This window comes from Aeromicrobium sp. Leaf289, assembly GCF_001423335.1.
Lineage (GTDB): Bacteria > Actinomycetota > Actinomycetes > Propionibacteriales > Nocardioidaceae > Aeromicrobium.
Genome location: NZ_LMNK01000002.1, coordinates 84,322 through 105,112, shown reverse-complemented (window position 1 = coordinate 105,112; position 20,791 = coordinate 84,322). Strand labels below are relative to the sequence as shown.

Annotated in this window: 21 protein-coding genes; 12 read left to right on the top strand and 9 right to left on the bottom strand. The window is 72.8% G+C overall.

What is annotated here, in order from left to right; all coding sequences use genetic code 11:
- The first annotated feature begins 23 nt into the window (after positions 1 to 23).
- Positions 24 to 920, top strand: coding sequence for an SDR family NAD(P)-dependent oxidoreductase (locus ASF37_RS04420; RefSeq protein ID WP_162239938.1), 897 nt, complete (start codon positions 24 to 26; stop codon positions 918 to 920).
- Positions 921 to 972: 52 nt separating this feature from the next.
- On the opposite strand, the gene ASF37_RS04415 is transcribed toward ASF37_RS04420, so the two are convergent.
- A complete protein-coding gene (locus ASF37_RS04415; RefSeq protein WP_056579246.1) occupies positions 973 to 2,670 on the bottom strand; it encodes an endo-1,4-beta-xylanase in 1,698 nt (565 codons plus the stop codon).
- A 217-nt stretch (positions 2,671 to 2,887) separates the two neighbouring features.
- Between ASF37_RS04415 and ASF37_RS04410 the strand changes: the two genes are divergently transcribed.
- A complete protein-coding gene (locus ASF37_RS04410; RefSeq protein ID WP_156368125.1) occupies positions 2,888 to 3,961 on the top strand; it encodes a hypothetical protein in 1,074 nt (357 codons plus the stop codon).
- A gap of 8 nt (positions 3,962 to 3,969) precedes the next feature.
- On the opposite strand, the gene ASF37_RS04405 is transcribed toward ASF37_RS04410, so the two are convergent.
- On the bottom strand, positions 3,970 to 4,974 hold the full coding sequence (locus ASF37_RS04405; RefSeq protein WP_056579242.1) for a hypothetical protein: 1,005 nt from the start codon (positions 4,972 to 4,974) through the stop codon (positions 3,970 to 3,972).
- Positions 4,975 to 5,007: 33 nt separating this feature from the next.
- Here ASF37_RS04405 and ASF37_RS04400 point away from each other — a divergent pair, with 33 nt between their 5' ends.
- Entirely contained in the window at positions 5,008 to 6,174 is a 1,167-nt protein-coding gene (locus ASF37_RS04400; protein WP_056579240.1) for a DUF4185 domain-containing protein, read from the top strand.
- Here ASF37_RS04400 and ASF37_RS04395 read toward each other — a convergent pair.
- Entirely contained in the window at positions 6,138 to 6,902 is a 765-nt protein-coding gene (locus ASF37_RS04395; protein WP_056579238.1) for a hypothetical protein, read from the bottom strand. The two genes, ASF37_RS04400 and ASF37_RS04395, sit on opposite strands and share 37 nt — an antisense overlap.
- A 75-nt stretch (positions 6,903 to 6,977) precedes the next feature.
- Between ASF37_RS04395 and ASF37_RS04390 the strand changes: the two genes are divergently transcribed.
- Positions 6,978 to 8,669 (top strand): acyl-CoA dehydrogenase family protein, encoded by a 1,692-nt coding sequence (locus tag ASF37_RS04390; protein ID WP_082495274.1) that lies wholly within the window; start codon positions 6,978 to 6,980, stop codon positions 8,667 to 8,669.
- A 36-nt stretch (positions 8,670 to 8,705) separates the two neighbouring features.
- On the opposite strand, the gene ASF37_RS04385 is transcribed toward ASF37_RS04390, so the two are convergent.
- Together ASF37_RS04385 and ASF37_RS04380 are read right to left on the bottom strand one after the other, a co-directional pair.
- Positions 8,706 to 10,100: an FAD-binding oxidoreductase gene (locus tag ASF37_RS04385; RefSeq protein ID WP_235499953.1), complete on the bottom strand. Its 1,395-nt coding sequence runs from the start codon at positions 10,098 to 10,100 to the stop codon at positions 8,706 to 8,708.
- A complete protein-coding gene (locus tag ASF37_RS04380) occupies positions 10,067 to 10,453 on the bottom strand; it encodes a universal stress protein (protein WP_056551926.1) in 387 nt (128 codons plus the stop codon). Before ASF37_RS04380 ends, ASF37_RS04385 begins: the two co-directional genes overlap by 34 nt.
- A 194-nt stretch (positions 10,454 to 10,647) precedes the next feature.
- Between ASF37_RS04380 and ASF37_RS04375 the strand changes: the two genes are divergently transcribed.
- The 4 genes from ASF37_RS04375 to ASF37_RS04360 all read left to right on the top strand — a co-directional run bounded on the left by ASF37_RS04375 (position 10,648) and on the right by ASF37_RS04360 (position 13,708).
- Positions 10,648 to 11,943, top strand: coding sequence for a family 16 glycosylhydrolase (locus ASF37_RS04375; protein WP_156368124.1), 1,296 nt, complete (start codon positions 10,648 to 10,650; stop codon positions 11,941 to 11,943).
- Positions 11,944 to 11,971: 28 nt separating this feature from the next.
- Entirely contained in the window at positions 11,972 to 12,427 is a 456-nt protein-coding gene (aroQ, locus tag ASF37_RS04370) for a type II 3-dehydroquinate dehydratase (protein ID WP_082506391.1), read from the top strand.
- A complete protein-coding gene (locus ASF37_RS04365) occupies positions 12,424 to 12,801 on the top strand; it encodes a hypothetical protein (protein WP_056551921.1) in 378 nt (125 codons plus the stop codon). The genes aroQ and ASF37_RS04365 overlap by 4 nt, the downstream gene beginning before the upstream one ends.
- Positions 12,802 to 13,111: 310 nt before the next feature.
- The gene (locus tag ASF37_RS04360; RefSeq protein WP_055961231.1) at positions 13,112 to 13,708 is read left to right on the top strand and encodes a hypothetical protein; all 597 of its coding nucleotides are present in this window, start codon (positions 13,112 to 13,114) and stop codon (positions 13,706 to 13,708) included.
- Here ASF37_RS04360 and ASF37_RS04355 read toward each other — a convergent pair.
- Complete coding sequence (locus ASF37_RS04355; protein ID WP_056579235.1) at positions 13,650 to 14,513, bottom strand: S9 family peptidase; 864 nt, start codon at positions 14,511 to 14,513, stop codon at positions 13,650 to 13,652. The genes ASF37_RS04360 and ASF37_RS04355 overlap by 59 nt on opposite strands.
- Before the next feature lie 94 nt (positions 14,514 to 14,607).
- Here ASF37_RS04355 and ASF37_RS04350 point away from each other — a divergent pair, with 94 nt between their 5' ends.
- Positions 14,608 to 16,098: a potassium/proton antiporter gene (locus ASF37_RS04350; RefSeq protein ID WP_055961225.1), complete on the top strand. Its 1,491-nt coding sequence runs from the start codon at positions 14,608 to 14,610 to the stop codon at positions 16,096 to 16,098.
- 43 nt (positions 16,099 to 16,141) lie between these two features.
- On the opposite strand, the gene ASF37_RS04345 is transcribed toward ASF37_RS04350, so the two are convergent.
- Together ASF37_RS04345 and ASF37_RS04340 are read right to left on the bottom strand one after the other, a co-directional pair.
- Positions 16,142 to 16,666: a LytR C-terminal domain-containing protein gene (locus ASF37_RS04345; protein ID WP_056551915.1), complete on the bottom strand. Its 525-nt coding sequence runs from the start codon at positions 16,664 to 16,666 to the stop codon at positions 16,142 to 16,144.
- Complete coding sequence (locus tag ASF37_RS04340; protein WP_055961218.1) at positions 16,663 to 16,965, bottom strand: type II toxin-antitoxin system VapB family antitoxin; 303 nt, start codon at positions 16,963 to 16,965, stop codon at positions 16,663 to 16,665. Before ASF37_RS04340 ends, ASF37_RS04345 begins: the two co-directional genes overlap by 4 nt.
- Before the next feature lie 49 nt (positions 16,966 to 17,014).
- Here ASF37_RS04340 and ASF37_RS04335 point away from each other — a divergent pair, with 49 nt between their 5' ends.
- The 3 genes from ASF37_RS04335 (at position 17,015) to ASF37_RS04325 (ending at position 20,293) form a co-directional block, all read left to right on the top strand.
- Complete coding sequence (locus ASF37_RS04335; RefSeq protein WP_056579234.1) at positions 17,015 to 18,829, top strand: helicase HerA-like domain-containing protein; 1,815 nt, start codon at positions 17,015 to 17,017, stop codon at positions 18,827 to 18,829.
- Between the two features lie 125 nt (positions 18,830 to 18,954).
- The gene (locus ASF37_RS04330) at positions 18,955 to 19,725 is read left to right on the top strand and encodes a phosphatase PAP2 family protein (RefSeq protein ID WP_156364620.1); all 771 of its coding nucleotides are present in this window, start codon (positions 18,955 to 18,957) and stop codon (positions 19,723 to 19,725) included.
- 10 nt (positions 19,726 to 19,735) lie between these two features.
- Positions 19,736 to 20,293: an antibiotic biosynthesis monooxygenase gene (locus ASF37_RS04325; RefSeq protein WP_056579233.1), complete on the top strand. Its 558-nt coding sequence runs from the start codon at positions 19,736 to 19,738 to the stop codon at positions 20,291 to 20,293.
- Positions 20,294 to 20,297: 4 nt separating this feature from the next.
- Here ASF37_RS04325 and ASF37_RS04320 read toward each other — a convergent pair whose 3' ends face one another.
- Positions 20,298 to 20,762: a universal stress protein gene (locus ASF37_RS04320; RefSeq protein WP_055961205.1), complete on the bottom strand. Its 465-nt coding sequence runs from the start codon at positions 20,760 to 20,762 to the stop codon at positions 20,298 to 20,300.
- Positions 20,763 to 20,791 lie beyond the last annotated feature (29 nt).

Genomic DNA, 20,791 nt, shown 5'->3' with positions numbered 1-20,791 from the left:
GAGCCGGACCCGAGGAGTCGAGCATGGCGCGACACCACCAGGACCTGAGCGTCGTCGACGGTGCGACGGTGCTCGTCACCGGCGCCAACAGCGGCATCGGGTTCCACGCCGCCCGGCAGCTGGCCGGCGCCGGTGCTCAGGTGGTCCTGGCGTGCCGCGACGTGGCAGCGGGGCAGGCAGCGGCGGACGAGATCGGCCGCGGTGCCCTCGTGGAGCATCTCGACCTGGCGTCGCTGGACTCCGTGCGTGCGCTCGTCGACCGATGGGGCGGGCCGCTCGACCTCCTGGTGAACAACGCCGGGGTCATGGCCCCGCCGACGCGGCGGTCGACCCAGGACGGCTTCGAGCTGCAGTACGGCACGAACCACCTGGGCCACGTCGCGCTCACGGCCGGACTGCTCCCCGTGCTGCTGGAGTCCGAGCGGGCACGCGTGGTCACGGTCGCGTCACTGGCGCACCACGCAGGAGACGGCTCCATCCTCGAGGCCGGCCATCCCGCGTCCTACGACGCGCGGCGCGCGTACGGCAACAGCAAGCTGGGCAACGTGTTCCTCGGCCACGAGCTGCACCGCCTCGCCGCGGAGGCCGGGGCGCCGCTCGCGTCGGTGGTGTGCCACCCGGGCGTCTCCTCGACGCGGCTGTTCTCCAGTCGCGACGGCATGGGGGCGCGGGCCGCCGTGCGCATCGCCGCCCGCCTGGCCGGACCGGTCTTCCTGCAGTCGTCGGCGCAGGGGGCGACGGCGATCCTCGACGCCGCCACGACGGCGCCCTCGGGCGCCTACCGCGGTCCGCAGCGGCTCAAGGAGACCCGCGGCCCGATCGGCGACGCCAGGCTTAGCGACCACGCGCTCGACCTCGACCTCCAGCGGCGGGCGATCGCACTGGCGCTGGAGCAGACCGGGTCGACTCTCGCGCTGTAGACGGCCGGCGCCGTGCGGTCCCCCCGCCGAGACAGCCCGCACTGCTCGACGGTCAGTCGGCGAGGACGCTCATGACCGCGTCGTACGCGGGCGTCGGCTCTCCGTCGTCGAACAGGAGGTCGTGGCCCTGCTGCACGCCGTCGTCGTCGAGGTACCAGTCGTACCGATCGTCCACCCCCCATGTCGTGTAGGAGACGCAGGCGTCCGATCGGAGGCAGGAGGCGAGGACCGTGGCGTACTGCTCCGCCTGGGCGTCCTGCCCCTCGCTGTCCGTGACGTCGTTCTCGGAGATCCGGACGTCCAGCCCGGCATCGTCGAAGCTGTCGAACGTCGTGGCGAGGTCATCGGCCGAGATCGCATCGGTGTCGAGGTCGTAGACGTGAGCCTGGAGGCCCACGCCGTCGATGTGTCCACCCCGAGCGTTCGTGTCGAGAGCCAGCTGGAGGAGGGCGTCCTGGCGGGGACCCGGCACGTCGGCGCCGTTCTCGTTGATGAACTGCCTGACGTCCGGGTCGGCGTCGTGAACCGCCTGCGAGACGACCACCGGGTAGGTCGGCCCGAAGACACGGTGCCAGACGTTCTCCTGCAGGAAGGTTCCCTGGTCGACGTCGAACGGTTCGTTGACGACGTCGAGCGACTCGAGCCGACCCTTGAAGTGCGTGACGACGGTGGTCACGTAGTCGAGCAGGACCTCGGCACTGGCCTGGCGCTCCTCCTCGGAGCCGGTGGGGAGCTCCCGCATCCACCGGGGCATCGCCTCGGTGAAGGCGATCGTGTGGCCGTGCACGGCGATTCCCTTGCTCTCCGCGAGGTCGAGGAGGGCATCGGCCTCCTCGAAGCGGTACTCCCCCTGCCGCGGGGAGAGCGCCTGCGGCTTCATCGCGTTCTCCGGGGTGAGGGCGCCGAAGTTGCCCACGAAGCTGCTCGCGTAGTCCTCGTCCGAGGCGAGCGGACCCAGTGCCACGGCCGCGCCGATCAGGAAGTCCGGACGAGAACGGGCGGCACGAGCCTGCAGCCCGTCGGGAGCCACGCTCGCGTCGGCCGCCACGGGAGCTGCGGTGCTCAGGGAGGCGCCACGCGGCGCCGCGGCCGTGAGCGAACGGACCGCGAAGGACCCCTTCTCGCTCGACAGGCCCAACCACAGCGCGCCAGAGTCGAAGACGTCGCCGAGGGGCAGGGAGGACACCGTGTCCCCACCGCTCGCGATGTCGAGCCGGTCGCCGGAACGGTGCACGGAGAGCTCCGCCTCGGGGTCGGGAACCGTGGCGCGCACGTCCCGCACAGGCTGAGGGTCGGCCACGTCCTGCTGGGGGGAGCCGTCGAAGAGTGCGATCCGCAGGTCGTCGCCGCGGAGCGTGAGGTGAAGTCCCGCGGGCTCGATCCGGAACTCGTCGGCGATCACCGGTGGGCTGTCGTAGAGCGACAGGGTGGCATCGGCGGTCACCTCCGCGAACGACACCCCGAGCGTGAAGTCGTCCGCGGTCGCCAGATGCGTTCCCAGGTCGACCGGCGGGTTCGCCTGCCTCCTCCCGCCGTCCTGCTCGACGATGCTCCTCCCCGTCGCCGTCACCTGGAGACCGTCGGTGTCCTCGACGATCCCGGGCACGTGCCGCCAGTCCTCCTGCAGCAGGTCGATGACGGTGCCCGGTCTGGTCGCCATGTCCGGCGAGCTGCCGCCGGCCAGGGCGAGGACCAGGCTCGCCGACGCCAGGCTCGCGACGCGCCATCGCCGAGCGGTCAGGACCGTCATCGACGAACACCGTCATGGGAAGCCGGAGACGTCGCGTCAGTCGACGTGCAGCGCCGCGTCCTCATCGGTGGTGAACACGCACCGACACCACGAAGGCGAGCCACGAGGAGAACCTAGCAAGCCTCGATCGTGCGATCGCCCGGGTCGCGTCTGGTGGTCAGCACGTTGACCGTGACCCCGGACGCATCGCGGGCCGACGGCGGGGAACGTCCGTGACATGAGCAGCTCTCCCGCTGGACGAAGCCGACTGGCCGCCCAGGTCCGCGACGGCGTCGCGCGCCATCCCCGCGTACCGAGAGCGGCCAAGGCGGCGGTGGCCGCCGTGCTGGCGTGGCTCGCGGTCCAGCCCCTCGGCGGTGCTGCCGACGAGTACCCGTACTACGCCCCGCTGGGCGCGGTCATCGCCGTCTCCGTGACGGTGGCCGACTCCGTCAAGGCGTCCGTGCAGGGGGTGATGGCCATCCTGCTCGGGGCCGCGCTCGCCGTCGTGGCTGCCGCCGTGGTGCCGACGGTGCCGGGCCTGGCCGTCGTGGTGCTCCTCGGCACGCTCGCGGCAGGGTGGTGGCGCTTCGGCGAGATGGGCGACTGGGTGCCGATCGCAGCCCTGTTCGTCCTCATCATCGGCAGCAGCGGTCTGGTCGACTACCTCATCGGCTACGTGCTGCTCACCGGGCTGGGCGCGGCCGTCGGGGTCGCGGTGAACGCAGCCCTTCCGCCGATGCCGCTGGTGCCGGGGGACCGTCAGATCATCGTCGCCCGCGAGGCGCTCGCCGCGCAGCTCGACGACCTCGCCGACGCACTGCGCAGCGACCCGCCGCTGGACCGCGAGCAGTGGCTCGCCCGGCACCACGACATCCGTCCGCGCGCGCAGGCCATGGGACGGCTCGTCACCCAGGCCACGCAGGTGCGTCGGGTGAACTGGCGCGCCCGCCGGTGGCAGGAGTGGGCCGACCGCCAGGTCGAGCACGCACGGGCGCTCGAGCGCCTCTCGCTGGTGGTCGACGACCTCGCCGGCCTGCTGGCGATGACCGAGCACGCCGACCGCGAGGACGTCGCGCTCGGTCCGCGTCTGCGGCAGCCCGCGGCCGAGGCCATGGAGGCGGTCGCCGTGATGCTGCGTGAGGAGAAGGACGAGGACGGTCCGCCGTCCCAGGACGTGCGCGACCGCGCCGACGCCGCCGTCGAGGTGCTGGCCGACTCCGTGACGGAGCGGGTGCGGGCCGGGGTCACCGAGGTGCTCGCGGCCGGGGCCGTGGTCACCGCCCTCCGGCAGCTGGTCGCATCGGTGTGACGGTGCGGCTACCGGGTCCGGCGGTGCTCGACGTGGCCGTCCCCGCGGTCGTCGGACCTGGACGACTCCTCGTCGCGCCGACGCTCCCGCCGAGCCAGGGCCGATGTGGCGAAGGAGGCCGCCACCCAGGCGACGAGCACCCCGAGCGACGTCGCGACGCCCGCCCCTTGGCGGAAGGCCACGGCGCGGGCAGCGTCGAGGCCGGCCGCGTGCGGCAGCCATGACGTCACCGAGCGCCAGGCGACCGGTTGCTGCCACGGGTCGGTCCCGGCGAGCGCCGGCAGTGCGGTCAGGAGCAGGACCGCGATCGCCACGGCCAGGCCCCAGACGTCGAGCACGCTGAGCAGGGCCTGTGCGACCGCGCAGGCCGCCAGCGTCGTGGCGCCCAGCACCAGCCACCATCCGAGCCAAGGGCCGGACGTGGCCGCGGCCGCGGCGATGGCGAGCGCGAGCCCGACCACGGCGCTGAGCACCACCGAGGCCGCGGCCCGACGGACCCCGTCCTGCGCGGTGCGCGCCTGCGGTCCGCGCCACCAGGCGAGGGCCGCGACGCCGAGCATCCCCGCCGCCACCGCCGCCAGCGGGGCGAGGTCGACCACGCGTCGATCGAGCACGGAGGCCCTCGGTGGCACCTCCTCGACGTCGAGGGTTCGACCCAGGGACGCGGAGAGGGCTCGCACGTGCGCCACCACGGCAGCGGTCAGCTGAGGATCCTGCGACCCAGGGACCAGCACGAGGTCGCGCTCGGTCGCCAGGTCGACGACCACCACGGCCGTGGCTGCACCCGACTCCAGTCGGTCCACGCCCTCGCGACGGTCCTGCGTGGTGGACGCGTCGAGGATGCCCGCGGCGTCGGCGCGGTCGGCGAGCGCCTGCCCGACGACGGCCGGCGCGACGATCGTCACCGGCGCCTCGTGGGGGTCGTCGCCGACCACGAGGGCCGAGACGAGGACCAGGCCGACCACCTGGGTCACCACGACGAGGGCGAGCGGCACCCAGCGTCGTCCGGACATGGCTGGACCCTACCGACGTGAGATCGTGACGGCATGGTCCTGCCGCGTGCCCCGTGGCGCGTGCGGGTCCTCGCCGTCACGGTTCCGGCCCTGGTGGCCATGCTGGCCCTCGCCTCGCTCGCCGCCCCCGACGTCGAGGAACCGGCGCGCGTGGGTGCGGCCGAACAGACCCGGTGCCTGCCGATCGAGCCGATCCGCTCGGTCGCGGACCTCAACGACCTGGTCGCGAAGGTGCGGGGCCGGGGAGAGTTCGAGGGCGCCGACGTCGGCGCGGACGTCACGCTGCAGGACGGCCGACGGCTGTGGGTCTTCGGCGACACCCTCCGCTCGGCCGACTTCGACGGCCAGCGCTTCGTGCGCAACTCCATGCTGGTCTTCGACGACGAGTGCGCCGAGGTGGTGCTGCCGCCTGACAAGGGCGCGCTGATCCCGGACCGCGCCGACGGCGTGGGCTACTGGCCGATGTCGATCGCGAAGGTCGAGCGCACCGGCTACGACCTGGTCGGCGTGAGCGCCCAACGGGTCGAGGGCGCCTCCGCCCCGGACGGTGAGCTCGCGTTCGACAACCTCGGCCCCGCGATCGCCCTGTTCATCGTGCCGCGCGGCCGCACGCCGCAGCTGCTGTCGGTCCGCGACGTCGGCGCGGACCGGTCCGGCACCGAGCGGCCCACGTGGGGTGCCGCCGCGACGGTCCACGACGGCTGGGTCTACCTCTACGGCACCGCGAACCCGGGCGAGCGGCTGGTGTTCGGCTTCGACCTCCGCGTGGCGAGGGTGCGTCCCGACGACATCCTCGACGTCGGTCGGTGGCGCTACTGGGACGGCGAGTCGTGGGGCCGCAGGGCCGAGGACGCCGCGTTGCTGGTTCCTGCGCAGGGTGGGGTGTCGCAGACGTTGAGCGTGTTCGAGCGCGCCGGCCGGTGGTACGCCGTGAGCAAGCGCGACGAGTTCCTGGGCACCGACCTCGTGATCTGGTCCGCGCCCTCGCCGACCGGTCCCTTCACGGCGGGGCCGCCGCTGGCGTCGATCCCGTCGTCGTCGAAGGGGCGGCTGCGCTACATGCCGTTGGCGCACCCGGACCTGCTGCCCGAGGAGGGCAGCGTGGTCGTCTCCTACAGCCAGAACGACACCGATCCCGCGGTCGTGGCCGAGGACCCGTTCCTCTACCGGCCGCGGTTCCTGCGGGTTCCGCTGCCCTGACGCGTGGCGGGAGGCTCGCTGACCGGGGCCAGCACCGCTGCCAGCTCCGCCTGGTAGGCGGCGTAGGCGGTCGCCAGGGCCGGACCGTTCCAGGTCTTCGGTCGCAGCGACGGGGGCAGGGCGGGGTCGGTCCGCAGGTGCCGAACCAGCGCGGCAGCGACGGCGAGCCGGTCGGCGGGCGAGAGGTCCTCTGCGAGCGCCGCGAGCAGTGCATCGCCGGTGCGCGTCCAGGAGTCGAGGTCCCACAGCCGGCCGACGAGCGCGCGGACGTCGGACGGGTTCGACGTCGCGACCACGGCCAGGTCCGCCGACCAGTCGGGCAGGGGGCGGTCCAGGTTCGCCGGCCGCGTCCACACGCCCTCGCGCAGCTCCGCCAGCCGCAGCTGCTCCATCTCCAGGCGGAACGCCACCCGGTCGCCGGCCGCGCGGCCCGTGGCCACCACGACGACGGTCTCCCAGGTGCCGTCCCACGAGCGGTAGGGCGGGTCGAGCGCGGCGTCCTGGAACCGTTGGCGCGCCCGGAGCCGTTCGCCGATCCTGTGCACCCCGTCGGTGCGCTCGAGGTCGCCGGCCGCCACCAGCCGGGTGAGTGCCGCCCGCACCGTGGACTCGGGGACGTCGAAGACCTCGCCGAGGGCGACGAGCTGGGCGGCCGTCAGCTCGGGAGGGTGTACGGCGAGCAGCAGGCTGAGCACGATCGACCGCGCGCTGAGGGGGCGGACCTCCATCGGTCTCCCCCCTCGATCGAGCGACTGGACATTGCACTTTCTTGACAACTGTAGCGATGATGCAATGCTTGGTGCATGACCACCACGCCGTACCCCGCCGCCGACGGCCACGCTACTGCTCCGACCGGTGTGCAGGACGCCAACCAGGCCCCGCCCCTCGCGCCCTACGACGCCTCCGCCGACGTGGCACTCCTGGAGGCCCTGCACCGCGAGGGAGCCGGCTGGAACGAGGCCGACGTCCGGCGCGTCGGGCAGCTGGCGGGCGGGGTCGAGGCCCAGCAGTGGGCCGAGGACGCCAACCGGTTCGACCCGGAGCTGCGCACCGTCGACCGCTACGGGAACCGCGTGGACGAGGTCGAGTTCCACCCGGCCTGGCACCACCTCATGCGCACCTCGATCGCCGAGGGGATGGGCGGCGCGGCCTGGGTCGACGACCGGCCCGGCGCCCACGCGGCCCGCACCGCGAGGGGGCTCGTGTGGGGTCACACGGAGGCCGGGCACGGCTGCCCCGTGACCATGACGTACGCGGTCGTGCCGGCGCTGCGCCACCAGCCCGAGCTCGCCGCCGTGTACGAGCCGCTGCTCACGTCGCGCATCTACGACCCGGGGCTGCGGACCCCCTCGACGAAGCGCGGCCTGCTCGCCGGCATGGGCATGACGGAGCGCCAGGGCGGGTCCGACGTGCGCACCAACTCCACGGTCGCCCGACCCACCGGCGAGCCGGGTGTCTTCACGCTGCACGGCGCGAAGTGGTTCACGTCGGCCCCGATGTGCGACGTCTTCCTCGTGCTCGCGCAGTCGCCCGGCGGCCTGTCCTGCTTCCTGGTGCCGCGGATCCTGCCCGACGGCACGCGCAACCCGTTCCACATCGTCCGCCTCAAGGACAAGCTGGGCAACCGGTCCAACGCGTCGTCGGAGCCGGAGTTCGACGGCACGGTCGCCTGGCTCGTGGGCGACGAGGGGCGTGGTGTCCGCACCATCATCGACATGGTCGGCTGCACCCGTCTGGACTGCGCGGCCGGCACCAGCACCCTCATGCGCAAGGCGCTGGTGGAGGCCGGGCACCACGTGTCGCACCGCTCCGCCTTCGGCGCGCTGCTCGTCGACCAGCCCCTCATGCGCAACGTCCTGGCCGACCTCGCCGTCGAGTCCGAGGCTGCGACGTCGCTGACCATGCGGCTGGCGGGTGCCACCGACCGGGCGCTCCGGGGCGACGAGCAGGAGCAGGCGTTCCGGCGCATCGGCACCGCCCTCGGCAAGTACTGGATCACCAAGCGTGGCCCGGCCTTCACCGCCGAGGCCATGGAGTGCCTCGGGGGCAACGGGTACGTCGAGGAGTCGGGCATGCCGCGGCTCTACCGCGAGGCCCCGCTCAACTCCATCTGGGAGGGCTCGGGCAACGTGAACGCGCTCGACGTCCTGCGCGCGCTCGGACGGGAGCCGGTCGTGGCCGACGTGCTCATGCACGAGATCGGGCTCGGGAAGGGTGCGAACCGCCACCTCGATGCCGCGGCCGACCGACTGGGCGCCGACCTCACCGCGGCAACGGCCGACCTCTCGAGCATCGAGTTCCGTGCGCGTCGGCTCGTGGAGCAGATGGCACTGGCACTCCAGGGCTCGCTGCTCGTGCGGCACTCCACGCCGGCCGTGGCCGACGCCTTCTGCTCGTCGCGCCTCGGCGGGCAGGGCGGGCTGGCCTTCGGGACGCTCGACGTCGGGGTCGACACGGCCGCGATCCTCGAGCGCGCGCTCCCCGACGCCTCCTGAGCCCTCCCACGTCGGCCGGGCGGCGGTGGCCGCGGCTCAGCCCTCGGGGCGTGGCGACAGGACGTTGCCGGGGTTGAGGCGCCCGGCGGGGTCGAACGCGGCTTTCACGGCGTGGTGCACGTCGAGGGCCACGGGGTCGAGCTCGCGCGTGAGCCAGCCGGACTTGAGCCGGCCCACGCCGTGCTCGCCGGTGACCGTCCCACCCAGCTCGAGGGCCAGGGCGGTGATCGCGTCGAAGGCGCGGTGCGCCGCCGCCACGTCGGCCGGGTCGCGCCGGTCGAAGATGATCGTGGGGTGCATGTTGCCGTCGCCGGCGTGCCCGAACACCCCGATCCTCAGGTCCTCGTCCGCGGCGACCCGCTGGATGCCGGTGACCAGGTCGACGACGGCCCGCCGCGGGACGCACACGTCGTCGAGCAGCCAGTCGCCCAGGCGCTCGAGAGCAGGAAGCGCCTGGCGTCTGGCCTCGAGCAGCTGCGCGCCCTCGGCGGCATCCGTGGTGAGCGCCACGTCGACCGCTCCGGAGGCGTCGCAGATGCGGCGCACGGCCTCCACGGTGGTCTGCGCCTCGGGCAGGTCGGTCTGCACCAGCAGCATCGCGGCGGCGTCGATGCCCATGTGGGTGTGTGCGTCGACGGCCGCGAGCGTGGTGGCGTCGAGGAGCTCGAGCATCGAGAGGTCGATGGCGTCGGCGGAGAGCCGTTCCACCGCCCGGCCGGCGTCCTCCAGGTCGGCGAAGGTCGCGACGACGGTCGAGGGTGGAGGGGGAGCGGGTCGCAGGCGGAGCGTGACCTCGGTGATCACGCCCAGCGTGCCCTCGGAGCCGACGAGCAGGCTGGTCAGGTCGTAGCCGGCGACCCCCTTCACGGTGCGTCGCCCGGTGCGCATCACGCGTCCGTCGGCGAGGACCGCCTCCAGGCCGAGCACGTAGTCACCGGTCACCCCGTACTTCACGCAGCACATGCCGCCGGCGTTCGTGGCCACGTTGCCGCCGATGGTGGAGATCGCGACGCTGCCCGGGTCGGGTGGGTAGAACAGCCCGACGTCGGCCACGGCCGTGCGCAGGTCGGCGGTGATCACGCCGGGCTGCACCACCGCGACACGCTCCTCGACGTCGATCGAGAGGATCCGGTCGAGCCGACGGGTGCTGAGGACCACCGACCCGGCGGGAGCGTTGGCGCCGCCGGCCAGTCCGGTGCCGGCCCCGCGGGTGACGACCGCCAGGCCTGCCTCGTCGGCCGCGACCACGCAGGCCGCGACCTCGCGGGTCGTGCGTGGCGACAGCACCGCCACCGGCAGCGCGCGCTCCACCAGCTGGGCCTCGTCGTGCGCGAACCCGGCCACGACGTCGGGGTCGGTCTGCACCACCTCGGCGGGCAGGCGGCCGAGCGCGGAGGTCAGCGTGGTGCCTTGACCGCCACGACGGGGCACTCGGCCTCGAGGAGGATCCGCTGCGACGTGGAGCCGAGCACGAGCTTGCCCACGGGCGAGCGGCGTCGCTGACCGATCACGACGAGCGAGGCGTCGTGGCGGTGGGCGTTGTCGAGGATCGAGTCCGCGGCACCGCTGGAGCCCACGAAGTGCACCACCTCGTGCTCGACGCCGGCGTCGGCCAGGCGCGACTCGAGCTGCTCGACGACCGACTCGGGCGTGACGTCGGGGTGGGGCGTGTCCGAGGCGATCACCACCACCTTCGCGCCCACGGCGGCAGCGTGCTCGACACCCCAGCTCCAGGCGGCCTCACCCTCGGGCGTGGCGACGTATCCGACGACGATCGTGGTCATTCGCTCCTCCTTCGCGCTGCCTCCACGGTACCGGTCGAACGTCTTCCGCGATCGGGATGCGAGATGGGGCCGAAAAGGACTAAAGTCCCGATTGAAACCGGGACAACGTCCGCATGTGGTGGTTGGGAGGCCGCCATAGGGCACGAGTGACGCGCAGAGCGTTGGGCGTTGTTCCGCAACAGAGGGAGAACACCATGCAGACCGCCGTCAGGCGGCGCTGCGCGGGCGGGGCGACACGTGTCGTCCTGCTCGTCGTCGGCGCCTTGTTGATGTCCACGCTCGTGGCGCCGAGTGCCGACGCCGCCCGTCGGTACACGGTGACGGCGAAGAAGAGCGCCACCGCCACCTCGACCGTGACCCGGTCGGCCGTCCACGACGGGTACCGGGGCACGGCGACGATCCGACGGACCGCCCGCGCGGTCGCAGCCGCCAAGGCGACCAGCACGAGCAAGAAGAAGGCCACGTCCTTGGCCCGGTCGCGGGCTCTCTCGCGGGCACGGGCCACGGCCAGGAAGCGGGCCACCGCCAGCGCCAGTGCAGCGGCCACCTCGCTCGCGCGGTCGCGCGCCGTGGCCGCTGCGAAGGCCAAGCCCGCGCCGAAGCCTTCTGCCTCGCCGACCCCCACTCCGACGGCGACGCCCACGCCCACGCCGACCCCGACCCCGACGCCGACCCCGACGCCGACGCCTGTCCCGACCACCGGGTCCGACGCGTCCGCCGACGCCTGCGGCCCCACGCGGCTCAAGACCGACGGCTCGGCCTGGAGCTGCACCTTCAGCGACGACTTCGACGGCGACGCCCTCGACAGCAGCAAGTGGCTCGTCGCCACGAGCGAGGCCACCGGCCTCACCTACGGCGACTGCTGGGTCGACCGCCCGGAGAACCTGAGCGTCGCGGACGGCAGCCTGCGCCTGACCACGCGGATGGAGGACGAGCCGGTCACGTGCACCGCCGAGGGCAAGACCGTGACCACCCGCTACACGTCGGGCTCGGTCACCACCTGGGGCCGGTACACGCTCGACCGCGGACGAGTCGAGATCCGGGCCAAGATGCCCACCACCACGCAGCCCGGCGTGCAGAGCGCGCTCTGGCTCTTCCCGGAGACGATGAAGTACTGGGACGTCGCCGGCTCGGGCGAGATGGACATCGCCGAGTTCTACTCGCAGTACCCGGACCGGCTCATCCCGACCATGCACTACGCCACGACGTCGCCCGGCTTCACGAACTACTACTGCATGGTCCAGGACCCCACCCAGTGGCACACCTACTCGCTGGAGTGGGACCGCGACCGGATCCGGGTCGAGTACGACGGCGCGGTCTGCCTCGACCACAAGATCACGCTCGTGGGCCAGCTCCTCCAGGGCCAGCCCTTCGACCAGGACTACACGATCAACCTCACCCAGATGCTGGGCTCGGGAGCCAATGCGCCCACGTCGGACACGCAGCTCCCTGCGACGATGGAGGTCGACCACGTGCGGGTCTGGCAGTGAGGTGAGCAGGGCCCGATAGCGTGACCACGTGAACGACGTGTCTGCGCGCCGCCTGCTCCTGGTCAACGGTCCCAACCTCAACCTGCTCGGCACCCGCGAGCCCGAGGTCTACGGCAGCGCCACGCTCGCCGACGTCGTCGCGCTCGTGGAGCGCACGGCCGACGAGCTCGGGTACGCGGTGAGCGCGATGCAGAGCAACCACGAGGGTGTGCTCATCGACGCCGTCCACGACGCGCGAGGCACCTGCGCCGGCATCGTCATCAACCCCGGTGGCCTGACGCACACGTCGGTGGCGCTGCGTGACGCGCTCACCGGAGTGGCGCTCCCGTTCGCCGAGGTGCACGTGTCCGACGTGCACGCCCGCGAGGAGTTCCGCCACTTCTCGTACCTGACCGACGTCGCCGCCCTGACCGTGGTGGGCGAAGGGGTCGACGGCTACGCCCGCGCCGTGCGCGAGCTCGTGGCGCAGCTGGAGTCCCGGTGAGCGGCCCGCGCAACGTCCCGCACAAGAAGCAGCTGGCGGTCTCGCGGCGGGTGCGGGTGCCCGGCCCCGACGCGGACTGGTCGGCGCTGCACGGGTTCGCCCAGACCTTCGACGCGGCGTTCTTCCTGTCCTCCTCGACCGCGACGATCGTGCAGACCGCGTACCGGCCCGCCTTCGACGCGGTGGAGCGCGGCGAGGACCTCGACGGCTCCCTGGGCATCGCGCTGCTGCGTGCGGCGCTGTGGTTCCAGGCCCGATCCGACACCTTCTCCGGGGCCACGGACTTCTCCGGCCCCGAGGTCGAGCGCTTCTACCGGGCGGTCTGCGCGGAGCTGCACTCCCGCACCCACGGCTGGGTCGACGACCAGTCCTGACCGACGTCCCCCAGGCCTTCGCGGATCCTGGGCTGCGCTGCGCGGCTCGTCGTCGGTCGATCGTCAACCGCAGAAGCCGTCCTGAGGTGGAGGATCCACCGATGGACGGCGTGCTCGGCCGCACCGGGCGCCCCTGCTCCGTCGAGGCCTCTCGGAGACCAGGCCCGCACGGAGTGGAAGGCAGCGCAGCCGCAGGCCCGGCCCGAGTGGAGGCAGCGCAGCCGCAGGTCCAGCTCGAGTGGAGGCGGCGCAGCCGCAGGTCCGGCCCGCTCGTCCGGCGGGAGGGGCCGATCCTGCCTACCGTGGGCGGATGAGCCGCTACCTGATGATCGTCGCCGTGGCCGTGCCGCCGTTGTTCACGGCGGTCCTGGGGCTGACCCACCCGGCCGTGCTCACCGTCGAGGACGCCGGGCACTGGCAGATGATGCACACCGTGCTGCTGCCGGTCTTCCCGCTGCTCGCCCTCGGACCATGGCTGGTGGCGCGCACCCACGATCGCGTGGTCGGGGTGGTCGTGGGCGTGCTCGCCTACGTCTACGCCTGCTTCTACACGAGCCTCGACGTGCTGGCCGGCATCGCCGGCGGTGCCATCAAGGACGCGGAGGCCGGCGGACTGGGCATCGTGTTCCCGGTGGCGGGTGACCTGGGGGCCATCGGGTCCTACGCCTACATCGGCGCCACCGCGCTGGCCGTCGGGGTGGCCAGCCGGGCCGGGGTCGTGCGGGCGCTGCCCGGTGCCGTCCTGGTGCTCGTCGGGTCGGTCATGTTCTGGCAGGAGCACGTCTACCGTCCGTGGGGCGTGCTCTCCATGGTGCTGCTCGCCGCGGGCTGGACGTGGCTCGTGGTCGCTACAGCCCCTCGAGCACGTTCAGCGTCGACGCCCACGCCTCGCTCTGCGGGTCGATGACGACGAAGTGGTCGCCGTCGACCGGCGCGAGGTTCGCGTCGGCACCGGCGGCCCGCGCCGCGTCGACGTAGGTGCGCGACTGCGAGTACGGCACGTTCGTGTCGGCGCGACCGTGCACGCACCACACCGGCACGTCGAGAGGGACCTGCTGCAGGGGATCGGCGTCGGGGACGTCGGCGACCGGTGCACCGAGGAAGGCCTCGACCGCTCCGGCCCCCAGGTCCTCGCGGACCGCTCCCACGAGGTCGAGCACGCCCGCCTGCGAGACGGCCGCCGTCACCGGCACGCGCGCGTCGCGCCAGCGGTCGAGGCGCTGACGTCCCGCGGCCCACACCGCGAGGTGCCCGCCGGCCGAGTGCCCGAGGGTGACCACCCGGCTGAGGTCGAGGTCCTCGACGTCGGCCAGCGCGTCGATGCCGGCGCTCACGTCGTCGGGCGTCTGCGGCCAGCCACCGCCGGAACCCTTCCCGCTCCCGACCCGTCGGTACTCCAGGTTCCACGCCGTCCACCCCTGCGCCGCCAGCGACGCGGCGAGCGGACGTCCGAGGGACAGGTCGTACTCCGCCCGCCAGAAGCCGCCGTGGATCACGACGACGACGCCTCGTGACTCGCCGGTCGGCCGGGTCAGCTCCGCGAACTGCGCGGGGTCGGTGCCGTAGGTGATGCGCTCCACGGAGCCCATCGTCGCACCGCCGTCCCCACCGCTGGGGCCGCCTCCGGACGAGCAGGCCGCGAGCACGCCTCCGCCCAGCACCGTCGAGCCGACGACCGCGGAGCCGAGGGACAGGAACCGACGTCGACGCATCCGTCCATCCCACCGCACGCAGCTCGTCCCTGCAGGTTAACGGGCGGTCGGCGGCCGATAGGATCAGCACTCGGCGAGCGCGGGAGGCCCGGAGATGGACATCCACGACCTCGACGCGTTCCTGCTCGTCGGGTCGGCCGTCCTCATCGCCGCGATCCTCGCCGTGCGGCTCTCGGTCACCGCCGGCCTCCCCTCGCTCCTGGTGTACCTGGGCATCGGCCTGCTCATCGGCGAGGAAGGTCTCGGCGTGCAGTTCGACGACGCCGACCTGGCCCTGGCCATGGGCTTCGGCGCGCTCGTCCTGATCCTCGCCGAGGGCGGTCTCACCACCCGCTGGGAGCACGTGCGCCCGTCGATCGGCCTGGGCCTGCTGCTGGCCACGCTCGGCTCCGTGGTCAGCGTGCTGGTGGTCGCCCTGGCGGCCCACTACGTGCTCGACCTGCGCTGGGAGATCGCGGTGCTCCTCGCCGCCGTCCTCACCCCCACCGACGCGGCCGCGGTCTTCTCGGTGCTGCGAGCCGTGCCGCTCACCCCGCGCGTCAAGGGGGTGCTGGAGGCGGAGTCCGGCCTCAACGACGCTCCCATCGTCGTGCTCGTCACCGCGATCAGTGCAGGCCAGATCGCCGACGGGGGCATCGCGTCGTTCGCGGGACTGATCGTGTTCGAGATCGTCGTCGGCGGCATCGTCGGCCTGGTCGTCGGCTTCGGCGCGGGCCGGCTGCTGCGCAGCATGGCGCTGCCCGCCTCGGGCCTCTACCCGCTCATCGTGCTCGCGTTCACCGTCCTGGCGTACGGGCTCGCGGTGCTGGGCCACGCCAGCGGCTTCGCGGCGGTCTACCTGTGTGCCCTCGTGCTCGGCAACACCGAGCTGCCGCACCGCGTGGCGACCCGCTCCTTCGTGGAGGGCGTCGGCTGGCTCGCCCAGATCGGGCTGTTCGTCATGCTCGGCCTGCTCGCTAGCCCCTCGGAGTTCACCCTGTGGCACATCTGGACCGGTCTGGTCGTCGGCGCCGTGCTCACCTTCGTGGCCCGGCCGCTCTCGGTCGCCAGCTGTGCGGTCTGGTTCCGCGTGGGCTGGCGCGAGCAGCTGTTCGTGGGGTGGGCCGGCCTGCGTGGCGCGGTGCCGATCATCCTGGCCACCATCCCGCTCGCCGCCGACGTGCCCGGCTCGCGCGACCTGTTCGACATCGTGTTCGTGGCCGTCGTGGTCTACACGCTCGTCCAGGCCGCACCCCTGTCGCGGCTGGCCCGCTGGTGCGGGGTGCTCCACGACGAGGTGCGCGACGTCGAGGTGGAGGCGGCACCGCTCGAACGGATCTCGGCCGACCTGCTGCAGGTGCACGTCCCGAGGAAGTCGCGGCTCGCCGGCGTCGAGGTGGGCGAGCTGCGGCTGCCGCAGGGCGCGTCGGTCTCGCTCGTCGTCCGCGACGGTGAGCCGTTCGTGCCGCACCGCACCACCCGCCTGGTCCGGGGCGACGACCTGCTGGTCGTGGCCACGCGTGACGTGCGCGAGGCCACGGAGCAGCGGCTGCTCGCCGTCGGGCGCCACGGTCGGCTCGCGGGCTGGGACCGCGAGGAACCCTGACCGGGTCGGGCGGCGGGTACGACGGCTGGGTCAGACGGCTGGGTCAGACAGCTGGGACGGTGGGCAGGCAGACCGTGAAGCGGCGGTCGTTCTTCGTCGTGCGCACGTCCTTGCCGAGCTTCTTGAAGTCGTCGCCGACGATCACCGTCACGGAGTCGCCGTCGACCTCGATGTCGGGCTCGGCGTACTGGACCTTGGAGCCGAACTGCGCGGCCACCAGCCGGACCCGCGGGTCGTCGCGGTCGTTGGTGAGCACCACGGCGACGTCGGCGTCGACCTTGCTCGTGGAGTTGCCGATCTGGCCGGCCAGGAACCCGCGACGCTGGAGGTTGATGCTGACCCGGTTGGCTAGGCCCGCGCGGGAGCTGGCGTTGTAGACGTCGACGGTGATCAGGTTGCTCGTGACCTCGTCCTCGGCCGCGACCACGCGCGTCTCGCACGTGGGCCCGGCGTCGATCGTCTCGGCCGACGCGGTCAGCAGGCGGAAGCCCACGAAGAGCCCGGCGACGAGCACCACGACGCTGCCGAGCAGCACGAGCGGTCCGGCGGCACCGCTGCGGGCGTTCATCGGGACCCGCTCAGGGTGTAGACGCGGGCGTGGAGCATGGCGCGCTGCTGGAGCGCTGCGCGGACCGCACGGTGCAGGCCGTCCTCGAGGAACAGCTCGCCCTTCCAGGCCACGACGTGCGCGAACAGGTCGCCGAAGTAGGTGGAGTCCTCGTCGAGCAGGTTCTCGAGGTCGAGCTGCGTCTTGGTGGTGGTGAGGTCGGCGAGCCGGACCTGGCTGGGCGAGACGTCGGCCCACTCACGCTGCGACAGGCCGTGGTCGGGGTACGGCCGCCCGTCGTTCACCCTCCGGAAGATCACCTCGTCAGTGTAGACAGGTGTGCCGTCGCCGAGCGGTAGCCTGACCGGCATGAGCAGCCCGGACGAGGTCGGAGCCCCGAAGTCGGCGCAGCAGGCCGCCGAGGAGGCCGCGCAGGCCGCTGCCGCCGCCGAGACCGTAGCCGCGGAGGCCAGGCGCCGCGCCGACGAGCTCGCTCGCGCCGCCGCGGAGCAGGAGCAGCAGCGGGCCCAGACCGAGCCGGCCCAGACCGAGCCGACCCAGACCGAGCCGACCCAGACCGCGCCGACCCAGACCGCGCCGGCCGTCGCCGGCGACCTGAGCGAGCACGCGGAGCTCGTGCGCAGCGGCTACGCCTTCGAGGGCTCGGTGCTGGAGATTGGCGCCCTCGTGGAGGCCGACGTCGCCGTGCCGGGGGCCCAGGTCCGGATCCCGCTCGGCATGCTCAACCGGCACGGCCTGGTCGCCGGAGCCACCGGCACTGGGAAGACCAAGACCCTCCAGGTGCTCGCCGAGCAGGTGGCCGCCCAGGGCGTGCCGGTGTTCGCCGCCGACATCAAGGGCGACCTCTCGGGCATCGCCGTCCCGGGCACGCCGAACGAGAAGCTGGCCGCACGGTGCGAGAGCATCGGCCAGACCTGGCAGCCGACCGCCTCGGCCACCGAGTTCTTCACCCTCGGCGGCCTCGGCACGGGGGTCCCGATCCGCGCGAGCATCGACTCGTTCGGGCCGCTGCTGCTGTCGAAGGTGTTGGGCCTGAACGCCACCCAGGAGTCGTCGCTGGCGCTCGTCTTCCACTACGCCAGGAACAAGGGGCACGCCCTGGTCGATCTCGGCGACCTCCGGTCGGTGCTCACCTGGCTCACCGGCGACGGCAAGCCGGAGCTCAAGGAGCTGGGAGGGCTCTCGGCCTCCACCGCCGGGGTGATCCTCCGCGAGCTCATCGCCTTCTCCGACCAGGGCGCCGACGTGTTCTTCGGTCGACCCGAGATCGACGTGTCCGACTTCCTGCGCACCGCGCCCGACGGCAGGGGGATCGTCTCGCTGCTCGAGGTCCCGTCGGTCCAGGACAAGCCGGCCCTGTTCTCGACCTTCCTGCTGTACCTGCTGAGCACGCTGTTCGAGACCCTGCCCGAGGTCGGCGACGCCGACAAGCCGCGCCTGGTGTTCTTCTTCGACGAGGCCCACCTGCTGTTCAAGGACGCCTCGAAGGACTTCCTCGACCAGGTCACGCAGACCGTGCGGCTGATCCGGTCCAAGGGCGTCGGCGTGGTGTTCGTGACCCAGACCCCGAAGGACGTCCCGTCCGACGTGCTCGCCCAGCTCGGATCGCGCATCCAGCACCAGCTGCGGGCGCACACCCCCGACGACGCCAAGGCCCTGCGCTCCACCGTGTCGACCTACCCGACGTCGACGTACGACCTGGAGGAGGTGCTCACCCAGCTCGCCATCGGCGAGGCCATCGTCACGGTCATGAACGAGAAGGGGGCACCCACGCCGGTCGCGTGGACCCGGGTGCGGGCACCGCAGGGCTCGATGGATCCGGCGCCGGCCGCTCACGTCGCCGCCGCGGTGCAGGCCTCCTCGCTCATGGCCCGCTACGGCACGCCCGTCGACCCACCGTCCGCGTCGGAGTCCATCGACGCCGCCCGCGCCGCCGCAGGAGCCCAGGCCGATGCCGACGCCCGGGCCGAGCAGGCGTCGAAGGAGGCCGAGCGGGTCGCGCGCGAGGCCGACCGGATCGCACGGGAGTCGGGAGGTCGTGCACCGCGGTCCCGGCGCACGACCCGCTCGAGGCGGTCCGAGCCCGGTCAGTCCGCCCTCGACGAGGCGTCCCGCGTGATCGCCCGCGAGATCGGCAAGCGGATCTTCGGTCGTCGGCGCTGACCTCCCTGCGCCGTTGCTGCGGCCTCGACCCCGACGGACCCTGAGGCGTCCCGGGGTCGGTGTCGGTGGTGGATCGGGGGTCGTCCCCGAGGTGCGATCGTGGACGGTCGCGCCATGCTGGAGCGGTGAACAGGACGCGACTCGCCCGTGGATCGCGGGTGACGCCACGCTTCGTGGTGCTCGAGGTGTCCCTGCTGGCCGTGCTCTACGTCGGCTACAGCGCGTCGCGGCTGCTGGCGTCGGACGACCGGGCCGAGGCGCTCGACCGGGCGCGCGCCCTGCTGGGGCTCGAGCAGACGTGGCACCTCGACCTCGAGCGGGAGCTCAACACCTGGCTCGCGCAGCACGACCTCCTCGCCGTCGCCTCGAGCTACTGGTACGCCACGGCGCACTACGTGGTCACCGCGGCCGTGCTCGTGTGGTTGTTCGTGCGTCGCCCGGGGCTCTATCCGCGCGCCCGGACGGCCCTGGTCGTGGCCTCGCTGGCCGGCCTGGCGTGCTACCTCACCATGCCGATGGCGCCGCCGCGGTTCGTCGAGGGCTACTCCGACGTGCTCGCGCTGCACTCCCAGGCCGGGTGGTGGGGCGGCGACGCATCGGCGCCCAAGGGACTGGGCGACATCACCAACCAGCTCGCCGCGTTCCCGTCGCTGCACGCGGGCTGGGCGCTGTGGGTGGCGATCGTGGTCGCGAACGCCGGGGTGCACCGCGCCTGGCGGGCCGTCGGCGTGGTCTACGCCCTCGTCACGGCGTTCGTGGTGGTCGCCACCGGCAACCACTGGGTGCTCGACGTCGTGGCGGGCTGGGCGGTCGTCGCCGTGGCCTGGGTCGTCGTGGAGATCGTGGTGCTCCGGCGCGGGGCGGTCGGCGAACGCGTGGAGTCAGCGACTTCCTAGGCTGGGGTGCATGAGCGTCCCCGTCACCGTGTCCGTCACGCGCCACGTCGACCCGGCGCACGAGGACCAGATGCTCGCCTGGCTGCGCGCCGGCTCCGAGCTCGCCGAGCGCTTCGACGGGTTCCTGGGCTCGGGCTGGGTGCGGCCGGCGCCCACGTCGAGCGAGTGGCACATGCTGTTCCGCTTCGCCAGCGCCGACGACCTGGAGGTGTGGATGTCGTCGAGTCAGCGTCGCTGGTGGCTCGACAGCGCCCAGGGCATCGTCGACGAGTCGCGCCTGGAGAAGCGCACCGGCATCGAGGGCTGGTTCGACGAGCCGTCGGGGGTCGACGTCGAGGACCTGCGCCCGCCCGTCTCCGCACCGCCGCGCTGGAAGCAGATGGTCTCCATCTTCCTGGTCTTCTTCCCGCTGAGCCTGGCGGCCAACGCGCTGGGCGCGCACCTCGTGCCGGACCTGTGGCTGCCGTGGCGCGTGCTGCTCACCGTGTGCGTCATGACGCCGCTCATGACCTACGTGCTGCTGCCGTGGATCACCCGGCTGCTGGCGCCCTGGCTGCACCGGACCTGAGGCGCTACGCCTTCTTCTTGGTGCGTCGGGCGGGCTTGGGTCCGGGACGGTGCACGAGCACCGGGCAGGTGGCCTGGTTGAGCACCTTGTGCGACACCGAGCCCATGAGCACGGCCTGGGTGCGGGTGCTCTGGCTGGCCAGCACGATCAGGCCGGAGTCGAAGCGCTTGGCGGCCTTGATGATCTCGTTGGCCGGGGAGCCGCTGTAGACGTGGGTGGTGACCGTCGGGCCCCAGCCGTCGAGCGCCTCGGCGACCTTGAGAGTGGCCTGCTCGGCCTCGCGGCGGAACGACATCTCCACGCCGCCGCCGTCCTTGCTGCCCTCGGTGGCGAACGGGACGGCCGCGAGCGGGCTCACGACCGCGACCACGCTGACCTTCGTGACGGCCTCGTGGTCGACGAGGTTGCGCAGGTACTTGGCGGACTCGAGGGACTGCTTCGAGCCGTCGGTGGCGACGAGCACGTGCATGGCTACTCCTGAGTGGGTCGGTGCGGGGA